Annotated in this window: 8 protein-coding genes; all 8 read left to right on the top strand. The window is 63.8% G+C overall.

Translation table 11 applies throughout. The features are described from left to right. Positions 1-869 precede the first annotated feature (869 nt). The 8 genes from PHS32_RS13730 (at position 870) to PHS32_RS13695 (ending at position 9084) form a co-directional block, all read left to right on the top strand. Positions 870-1916 carry an aryldialkylphosphatase gene (locus PHS32_RS13730; protein ID WP_301079571.1) on the top strand — a complete coding sequence of 349 codons (1047 nt, stop codon included), beginning with the start codon at positions 870-872 and terminating at the stop codon, positions 1914-1916. Between the two features lie 13 nt (positions 1917-1929). After that, complete coding sequence (locus tag PHS32_RS13725) at positions 1930-2550, top strand: DJ-1/PfpI family protein (RefSeq protein ID WP_301079570.1); 621 nt, start codon at positions 1930-1932, stop codon at positions 2548-2550. 56 nt (positions 2551-2606) lie between these two features. Further along, positions 2607-3866 carry a branched-chain amino acid ABC transporter substrate-binding protein gene (locus tag PHS32_RS13720; RefSeq protein WP_301079569.1) on the top strand — a complete coding sequence of 420 codons (1260 nt, stop codon included), beginning with the start codon at positions 2607-2609 and terminating at the stop codon, positions 3864-3866. Next, on the top strand, positions 3863-4348 hold the full coding sequence (locus PHS32_RS13715) for a MaoC family dehydratase (RefSeq protein ID WP_301079568.1): 486 nt from the start codon (positions 3863-3865) through the stop codon (positions 4346-4348). Before PHS32_RS13720 ends, PHS32_RS13715 begins: the two co-directional genes overlap by 4 nt. Then, positions 4349-5371: a tripartite tricarboxylate transporter substrate binding protein gene (locus PHS32_RS13710; RefSeq protein WP_301079567.1), complete on the top strand. Its 1023-nt coding sequence runs from the start codon at positions 4349-4351 to the stop codon at positions 5369-5371. It abuts the gene before it with no gap. A 3-nt stretch (positions 5372-5374) separates the two neighbouring features. Beyond that, on the top strand, positions 5375-6955 hold the full coding sequence (locus tag PHS32_RS13705; RefSeq protein ID WP_301079566.1) for a gamma-glutamyltransferase family protein: 1581 nt from the start codon (positions 5375-5377) through the stop codon (positions 6953-6955). A 75-nt stretch (positions 6956-7030) separates the two neighbouring features. Further along, the gene (locus PHS32_RS13700; protein WP_301079565.1) at positions 7031-7483 is read left to right on the top strand and encodes a Rid family hydrolase; all 453 of its coding nucleotides are present in this window, start codon (positions 7031-7033) and stop codon (positions 7481-7483) included. Then, on the top strand, positions 7480-9084 hold the full coding sequence (locus PHS32_RS13695; protein WP_301079564.1) for a class I adenylate-forming enzyme family protein: 1605 nt from the start codon (positions 7480-7482) through the stop codon (positions 9082-9084). The genes PHS32_RS13700 and PHS32_RS13695 overlap by 4 nt, the downstream gene beginning before the upstream one ends. Positions 9085-9181: the final 97 nt, after the last annotated feature.

Raw genomic sequence — 9181 nt, 5'->3', positions numbered from 1 at the left:
ACGGGGCGAGAGGCCCAAGAAACAGGCCCGATGGGTCACAAAAAAGCGCCAATTTGAACCCGACTTTGCAAAACTTCGGTGCCGTGCGCTGGTGCCGACGTTTTGACGCTACTTATTCACCATAACCTTTGATGCAAACCACGTCAGCGTGAAACCGCCAGCGGCGATGCCTCAGATCGCTGCAGTACCGGCGTGACAGCGTCGTAAGCCAGTAAGAAAAGTTTGTTGAAGATGTCCTGCCAGACGTGAATTCGAAGATGCAGTAAACAGGTCAGACCGGCAGCGGGCAAGCTCGACTCCTCCTTCGTGGCACCGATTGCGGTGAATACCACGGGAAATGAATGGAGCCCCGCTGAGCGGTTCGTATCTGGGTCCGCACGGCAACATGCCAGTGCAATAAGGCCGTCTGTAGATGTTGCAGTCTGTTCCGAGTTTTACCGCCGCTTCAAAGCACGCGAACGCAGGCATACCGTTTATCAAGAAAGAAAACCAAAACCAAAAACCGCTACTTGACTATGTGGGAAGTCCCTGTAAAAGAAGGAGGCCGCAGGCCGGGTGACATTCGCGGAGTCACTCAGCCCGGCGCCCTCGACCCCCCACACGCCCGAGCCTCAGTTCTTGACTTGCGAAGGCAATCTGCGTCGGCCTGGCTCGCTCTGGCCGGTATCGACGCAAGTCCAAGGAACGTGAAAACAGGCGGCAGGAATGGTGTACTTGCAAAACCTGACATATGTGTTATTATTTATTGACACATACGTCAGAAACAAATTGCCTGCACCGATGACCATGGACTTTCCAACCCCTGCCGACAGCGCAGCGTCGCGCTGCGGGAACAATCCATTCGTTGCCTCATTTGAGAGGACGGCGCCATGACGCGGCTGACACGTGCCGAGATGCGGGGACGGGCGCAGACCGTGCTGGGGTTGCTGGACCCGGCTGAACTGGGGCCGACGCTGATGCACGAACACCTGTTGTGGGACATCCGCACGCCCGGCATGCGTGCCGATCCCGACCAGGGGCCGGAAATCAGCTTGTGCAATTGTTTTGCCATCAACTACGGGCGCCGCAAGGCCTATGGCAATTACCGGCTGAGCGACGAGGCCTGTGCCACCGAAGAGCTGCGCCTGATGGCGGCGGCCGGCGGGCGCACGGTGGTGGAGTTGTCTTCCGGCGGGCTCGATCCGCGGCCGCACGGGTTGGTGGCGCTGGCGCGCGACGCCGGCGTGCAGGTGGTGATGGGTTGTGGTCACTATGTGCACGAATACCAGCCGGCGGCCAACCATGAGCGCGGCGTCGACAGTTTTGCCGGCGAGATGATCGACCAGATTCAGGTCGGCGCCTGGAACACCGATGTGCGCGCCGGCATCATCGGCGAGATCGGCTGCCAGACGCCCTGGACCGATCTGGAGAAGCGCGTCATGGCCGGCGCGGTGCTGGCGATGGCGGAGACCGGCGCGGCGCTCAATGTGCATCCGGGGCGGCACCCCGACCAACCGCAGGAAGTGGCGACTTTCGTGCGCGCGCTGGGGGCCGACCCGTCGCGCGTCATCATCAGCCACATCGACCGCACGATCTTCGACGAGGAGCGCCTGCTGCGCCTGGCCGACGCCGGCGTGGTGATCGAATTCGACCTGTTCGGCATCGAGCAATCGTATTACGCGCTGGCCGACATCGACCTGCCCAACGACGCCGTGCGGCTGAAAATGATTCGCCAACTGATAGCGCGCGGCCATCTGGAGCGCATCCTGATCAGTCACGATATTTGCTACCGGACCCGCCTGACCCGTTTCGGCGGCCACGGTTACGCGCATATTTTCAGCAACGTGATTCCGTTGATGGCGAGCCGCGGCTTTTCCGCCGCCGAGATCGACGCCATCCTGGTCGGCAATCCGCGCCGCCTGCTGACTTTCGTCTGACCCACCGGAGCCCATGGTGTTCGGCGTTTTGATCTATCCCGGTGTCGAGGAGCTTGATTTTCAGGGTCCCTGGGAGATGGCGGGCATGTGGCACAAGTATGGCGGCGGTCCGAAACCGGTGCTGCTGGCGCAGTCCGACGCGCCGGTCAGTTGCGCGCATGGCATGCGGGTGCTGCCGGACCAGACCTTCGCCACCTGCGGCGCCCTGAAGTACCTGCTGGTGCCGGGCGGCTATGCGGCGTTCGAGGAGATGAAGAACCCGCTGTTGACGGATTTCGTGCGGCAGCGCTCGGAGCAGGTGCGGGCCATTCTCTCGGTCTGCTCGGGCAGCTTCATTCTGCTGGCGGCCGGTTTGTTGCAGGGGCGCCAGGCGGCCACCAACTGGAAGGTGATCGGCATGCTGCGCCAGGCCGGGGTCGAGGTGCTGGAGCAACGCTTTGTGCAGGACGGCAAGGTCTGGACCTCGGCCGGTGTCTCGGCCGGCATCGATGCCACGCTGGCGCTGATCGCAGGGGAAGCGGGCGAGGCGGTGGCCTCCCAGGTGCAGCTCAACGCCGAGTACTACCCCAGTCCCAAGACTTATGGCACGGCGCACCGCGCGCCCGCCGGTGCCGCCTACTTCCGGTCGCTTTGAGGCTTGCTGGGGACAGTCGCAAGGCAATGGTTTGACAAATTTTTAAGGAGACAGACATGCAGACAAGAATCAGGAAATTGAGCGCAACCATGATTTCGCTGGGAATCGCGGCGGCGCTTTATGCCGCGCCGACGCTGGCGCAAACGGTGCGTATCGGCTATATCGATCCGCTCTCGGGCGCCTTTGCCAACGTCGGCGCCAATCAGCTCAAGCATTTCGAGTACGTGGTCGAGCAGATGAATGCCAGCAAGGCGGCCGGCCCCAATGTCAAGTTCGAGGTCGTGCCGTTCGACTCCAAAGGCACGCCGCAGGAGACGCTGACGGTGCTCAAGAGCGCCATCGACAAGGGCATCCGTTACGTCACCCTGGGCGCTTCCGGGTCGGGTGCGGCGCTGGCCTTGATCGATGCCGTCAACAAGCATAACGAGCGCGAGCCCGATCGCTCGGTGCTGTTCCTGAACTACGGCGCGGTCGATCCCACGCTGACCAATGAGAAGTGCAGTTACTGGCATTTCTCCTTCGATGCCAATGTGCCCATGAAGGTGGAGGCGTTGACCACTTACCTGGCCAAGGACAAGGGAATCAAGAACGTCTACCTGATCCATCAAAACTATTCGGCCGGCCAGCAGTCGGCGCGCTACGTCAGGGACATGCTGACGCGCAAACGCCAAGACCTGAAGATCGTCGGTGACGACCTGCACCCGCTGGGCCAGGTGAAAGATTTCTCGCCCTATGTGGCAAAAATCGTCAGCTCCGGCGCCGATACGGTGATCACGCAAAACTGGGGCAACGACCTGGTCCTGTTGATCAAGGCCGCCAAGGACGCCAATCTGAAAGCGAACTTCTATACCTTTTACGGCGACCTGGTCGGCAGCCCGGCCGCTTTTGGTGCCGCCGGTGAAGGGCGGGTGCACAACGTGAGCAACTGGTCGCGCAATTCCGACAAAAGCACCATCGAGCCGGTCGCCGCCGGTTTCAAGGCCAAGTACAAGGAAGATTTCGCCCGTGCCTCCGTCTATTCGACGATGGCCTTTCTGAGCGCCGCGGTGGCCAAGGCCCGGTCGGTCGAGCCCATTGCCGTGGCCCAGGCGATGGAGGGTCTGAAAATCAAAGGCGTGTCAGGGGAAGAAGAAATGCGCCGCGGCGACCATCAATTGCAACAGGCGATCATGGTCACCACCTTCGCCAAGGTCGACGGGAAGAAAGTCAAGTATGACGTCGAGGGCACCGGCTTCGGCTTTGCCCCGGACAGCGTGATGGAGTCTTACGTCGCCGCGCAACCCACTTCCTGCCAGATGGCACGCCCGACAAAATGACTGAAGCTCTGAAACCGGCCTTGTCCTTGTTTGTCACCGACCGTCCGCAAGATCTGGTGGGAAAGGTGGTGGGGCAATCACCCTGGTTCCAGGTCGACCAGGAACGCATCGACGGCTTTGCCCGCAACACCAACGACTGGGACCACATGCACGTGGACCCGGCGTGGTGCAAGCAGAACAGTCCGTTTGGGCAACCGATCATGTTCGGCTTTCAAACGCTGTCCATGCTGACCTATCTGCTGAACGAGGCCCTACCGCGCCCGGACAACCAGGCCTACGCACTGAATTACGGCTTCGACCGGGTCCGGCTGGTCAACCCGGTGCTGGTGGGCAGCGAAATCCGGGCCACCTTCGTGCTCAAAAAGCTAACCCGGAAGAACGACAAGACAACCTTGAACACGCTGGCCACGACGGTCGAAATCAAAGGCCAGGCCAAGCCGGCGCTGCTGGCCGACTGGCTGATCATGATGGTGCGCAAGTAAATGAGCAGCGCCAACACTGCCACGTTGCCGACCGGCGCCGTGCCACGATTCAGGTGGAGCGGCGGACTCAAGGCGCTGCTCGCCGGCGCCGCCTTGCTGGGGAGTTTTCTGGTGCAGGCGCAGGGTTTCCCGAATCGGCCGGTTCGGCTGATCGTGCCGTTCCCGCCCGGCGGCCCCAACGACGTGATTGCGCGCGTCGTGGCCGAAGGCATGCGCGAGTCGCTGGGGCAAGCCGTCATCATCGACAACCGGGCCGGCGCAGCGGGCACCATCGGCAGCGATGCCGGCGCCAAGGCCGCGCCGGATGGCTACACCCTGACCCTGGGCAGCACCAGCACCCATTCACTGCCGACCCTGCTGGGGCAGAAGATTCCCTACGACCCGAAGCGCTCGTTCGTGCCGGTCGGCATGATAGGCGTCTCGCCCACGGTGCTGGCGATTTCCAACAAGGTGCCGGCCAGGGACATCAAGGAGTTCATCGAATTTGCGCGCAGCAATCCCGGGCGCCTGTCCTACGCGTCGTCGGGCGTCGGCACACTGGCGCACCTGGCCGGGGAGTCGTTCAAGCTGGAGACCAACACCTTCATCGTCCACGTTCCCTATCGCGGCACCGGACAGGCCATGACAGACCTGGTGGCCGGACAAATCGACATGATGTTCGACGGCGTGGTCACCGCGCGCACGCAGGCCGATGCCGGCAAGATCAAGATCATTGCATCGGGCGGGCGCTCCCGCATCAAGGGTTTGAGCGGCATCCCGACGCTGGAAGAGGTCGGGCTGAAGAAATTCGAAGCGTCGCTCTGGCTGGGCCTGTTTGCACCGGCCGGCACCGCGCCGGAGCTGGTGGAAAAACTCAACGCCGCCTTGAACAAGGCCTTGCACGCGCCGGCGACCGAGGAGCGCCTGGCGAAGTTTGGCGTGGTCCCGGCGCCGGGACTGCAAAAAGAGCTTGCGCTGCATATGCAGGAGGTTGAAACCTACTGGCGCCGAATCGTGGCGGCGCGCAACATCAAGCCCGAATAGAGCATGATGCAGCGTCCGCCCACGATCGCCCGCCATCTGGTCGCCACATCGCAACACCTGGCGGCGCAGGCCGGGCTGGCGGCCATGCGGCGCGGCGGCAATGCCGTCGATGCGGCGCTGGCGACGGCCATCGCACTGGCCGTGGTGGAGCCGGTCAGCAACGGCGTCGGCGGCGACTTGTATGCCATCGTCTGGGACGGCCAGCAGGCGCATGGGATCAACGCCTCGGGCGCCGCGCCCGCCGCCTGGTCGCCGGCGCGTTTCGCCGGCCGTAGCGCAATGCCGTTGACCGGCTGGGACAGCGTCACCGTGCCGGGTGCCGTGTCGGGCTGGGTGGAACTGTCCCAGCGTTTCGGTGCCTTGCCTTTTGCCCAGCTGTTCGAGGCCGCCATAGCCTACGCCCAGGACGGATTTCCGGTCAGCCAGGTGGTGGCCGGGAAATGGGCACGCGAACTGAACCGGTTGAAGGACGTGCCCGGTTTTGCCGACGACTTCGCGCCGGTCTTTGCCCCGTTGGGGCGTGCGCCGCAGCCCGGTGAAACATTCCGCAACCCTCAACTGGCGCGCTCGCTCCAGCTGATTGCCGATTCCGGTGGCGCCGCGTTTTACCAGGGCGAGCTGGCGCGTTCGCTGCATGAGGCGGCGCAAGCCCATGGTGCGGTTCTGTCGGCGGCGGATCTGCGCCAGCAGCGCGCCGAGTCGATGCAAGCGCTGTGCGTCCCCTACCGCGATTGCACGGTGCTGGGCCTGCCGCCCAACACGCAAGGCCTGGTCACGCTGCTGGCGCTGGCCTTGCTGGACCTGTGCCCGGTGGCGCCCGACGCGGTCGAATCGGTGGCCTGGACGCACCGCCAGGTCGAGGCCATCAAACTGGCGTTTGCGCACGGCTACGCCACGCTGGGCAGCGATGCGCTGTCGGCCGCCGCACTGGCGCCTCTGCTGGACCTGGCACAGCGGCAAGCCATGGGCCAGCGCATCGACCCGACGCGGGCGCAGGATTTCGGTGGCGGCAAACCACCCTGGGGCGGCACGGTTTACGTGACCACGGCGGACTCCGATGGGCGTCTGGTGTCGCTGATCCAGTCGACCTTCTTTGGCTTTGGTTCCGGCGTGGTGGTGCCCGGAACCGGCATCCATCTGAATGACCGGGGTGGCTGCTTTTCGTTGCAGCCGGGGCACCCGAATCAGGTCGCTGGCGGCAAGCGGCCGCTGCAAACCATTATTCCGGGACTGGTGTTGCGCGACGGGCAGGCCTGGGCCAGCCTGGGCGTGACCGGCGGGCCGGTGCAGCCGCAAGGCCAGGTGCAATTGCTGACCCGCATGATCGATGCCGGCTGGGATGTGCAGCGCGCGGTCGAGGCGCCGCGCTGGAAGGTGGAGCATGCGCACGGCTCGGTGCAACTCGATTTCGAGCCCGGCTTTGAGCCTGGGCTGGCCGCCGGCTTGCGTGCTCTGGGTCATCGGGCCGACAGCCCGGGCCTGACCGGCCTCGACTTCGGCGGTGCTTTTGCCATTGCGCGCTGCGGCGACGCCTGGGCCGGCGCCAGCGATCCGCGCCGTGACGGCGCGGTAGTAGGCTATTAGTTCATCAGCCTTTTGAATAAGGTCCTACGCGACGCAAACAAGAATGGCGCCAAGGTGTTCTATGCGCAAACTTCCATGAATCCGGATTCCGATGACCCAAGCCGCACCGGCGGCAAAATCTGCGTCAAGGCGTTCACGCCCTGGGACGACATGCTGGCCTTCTCCCGCGTCGTCTGCATCGGCAACGAGGCCTGGGTTTCGGCCTGCGCACCGCTGGATTCGCAAGGCGTCATGGTGGGCGTCGGCGATGCCTACGCGCAGGCCTGTCAATGCATCAAGAACATCACGCAGGCGCTGGCCAAGGTTCACTTCAGCGCCGGTGACATTGTCCGCACCCGCATCTATTTGCGCTCATTCCAGGATCTGGATGACGTCGCCAGGGCGCACCGGGAAACCTTTGCCCGGATCAGACCGGCTTGCGCGGTGCTGGCCGTGGCGGACCTGGTGCTGCCGGAAATGCGGGTCTATATCGAAGCCGAGGCGCGCCGGATCGGAGCCGCCCCGGCAACAGCCCAGGAAATTCAATGACCAGACCGCGCAACCCATTGACCCAATACACCCTGGGAACAGCGCCGGCGCTGGACCGGATCGAGCACTACCTGAGCTATTGGACAGACAAGACGCCAGCCGCCGATGCCGCCATCGAGGCGGAACGCTGCCTCAGCTATGCCGCACTGGCGCAACGGGTCGCTGCCGCGGCCGGCGGCCTGACCGCCAAGGGGGTCCGGGACGGTGACGTGATCGCCGTATTGGCGCCGCCCTCGATCGATTTTCTGGTCCTGTTCCTTGCCGCGCAGCAGGTCGGTGCCAGCTGGTTAGGCCTCAATCCCAAGTACACACGGCATGAACTGGCCGATGTTCTCAGCGATGCCAGGCCCAAGCTGGTCCTGTCCCGGCAAACCCTGGCCGAGCGGCACTACGGCGCAGACCTGGCGGCTGTTGCCGCCCTGCCGGAGTTGCTTGAGAGCCAGTTTTTCTGGCTCGGCCAGGTCCAGGCGCCGTCCGACTTTGCGGTCTTTGCAGCGCCGGCGCTGGACGCCAGGCGCGAGCCCGAGCCGCAGCCGGCAACGCAGCCGCAGAACGCTGTTGCGGCCCTGGTCTACACCTCGGGCTCCACCGGCAAGCCCAAGGCTGCGTGCTTGTCGCACCGTGCCTTGATCAAGGGCGCCCTGATGCGCGCGCGGGTCTGGAAGGTGGAGCCGTTTCGCACCATCAACAACCTGCCGATCAACCACATCGGCTGCTTGGGCGATATTGTCTGCACCTGCCTGGTGAGCGGCGGGGCGCAGGTATTCCTGGAAAAATTCAGCGCCAGCGGCACGCTGGAGGCGATAGAGCGGCACCGGCTCACTTACTGGTATCAGGCGCCGGCGATGTTTCAAATGTGTCTGGATGCGCCGCAAGCTGCCAGCACCAACTGGTCGCATCTGCAGGCGGCGATCTGGAGCGGTGGCCGTGCCTCGGAGGCACTGATAGCGAAATTGGCCCGCGTCGCCAGCAAGCTGGCGGTTGACTATTCGATGACCGAAAGCGTGGGCGCGATTACGCTGTCCGAATTGACGTCTGACCCGGCTTCGCTGCACCAGAGTGTCGGCTGGCCGGATCCGGAACGCGGACTGCGCATTGCGGATCCGGATACGCAAGCGCTGGTAGCGCCCGGTGAAGTGGGTGAGGTCCAGATCAAGGATCCGTGGATGTTCGACGGCTATCGCAGCACCCAGGCCGTCTGCGCTGCCTTCAGCAGCGACGGATGGTTCAAGACCGGCGATCTGGCGGTGGAAAACACCGACGGGTCGTGGCGCATTGCCGGACGCTGCAAGGAGATGTTCAAGTCGGGCGGCTACAACGTCTATCCACGCGAGGTGGAGCAGGTGATCGAAAGCCATCCGGAGGTGCGCCAGGTGGCGCTGGTCGATGTGCCGGACCCCTTGTTCGGGGAAGTTGGCGTTGCCTTCGTCGTCTTGAACGGCAACGCCGCCGAGCTGCAATCCCTGTTGCCTTACTGCCGTGAACGGCTGGCCAATTACAAGATTCCAAAGCGGGTCGTGATGGTCGACGCCTTGCCGATGTTGCCCATCGGCAAGGTCGACAAAGCCGCCCTCAAGGCCCTGGCCCGGGAGGCTGCGTAAAGCCCGGCGCGTCTGACCATGGGCGCCAAGCCACGGTACAAACCCTGATGAGTTTCTTGGCACGAAACTGGCTTGCGTCGCTAGAATAAGTTGACCG

The sequence above is a fragment of the Rhodoferax sp. genome (assembly GCF_028714215.1).
Lineage (GTDB): Bacteria > Pseudomonadota > Gammaproteobacteria > Burkholderiales > Burkholderiaceae_C > Rhodoferax.
The sequence above is the reverse complement of the archived record's forward strand: the minus strand, read 5'-3'. Positions and strand labels throughout refer to the sequence as shown.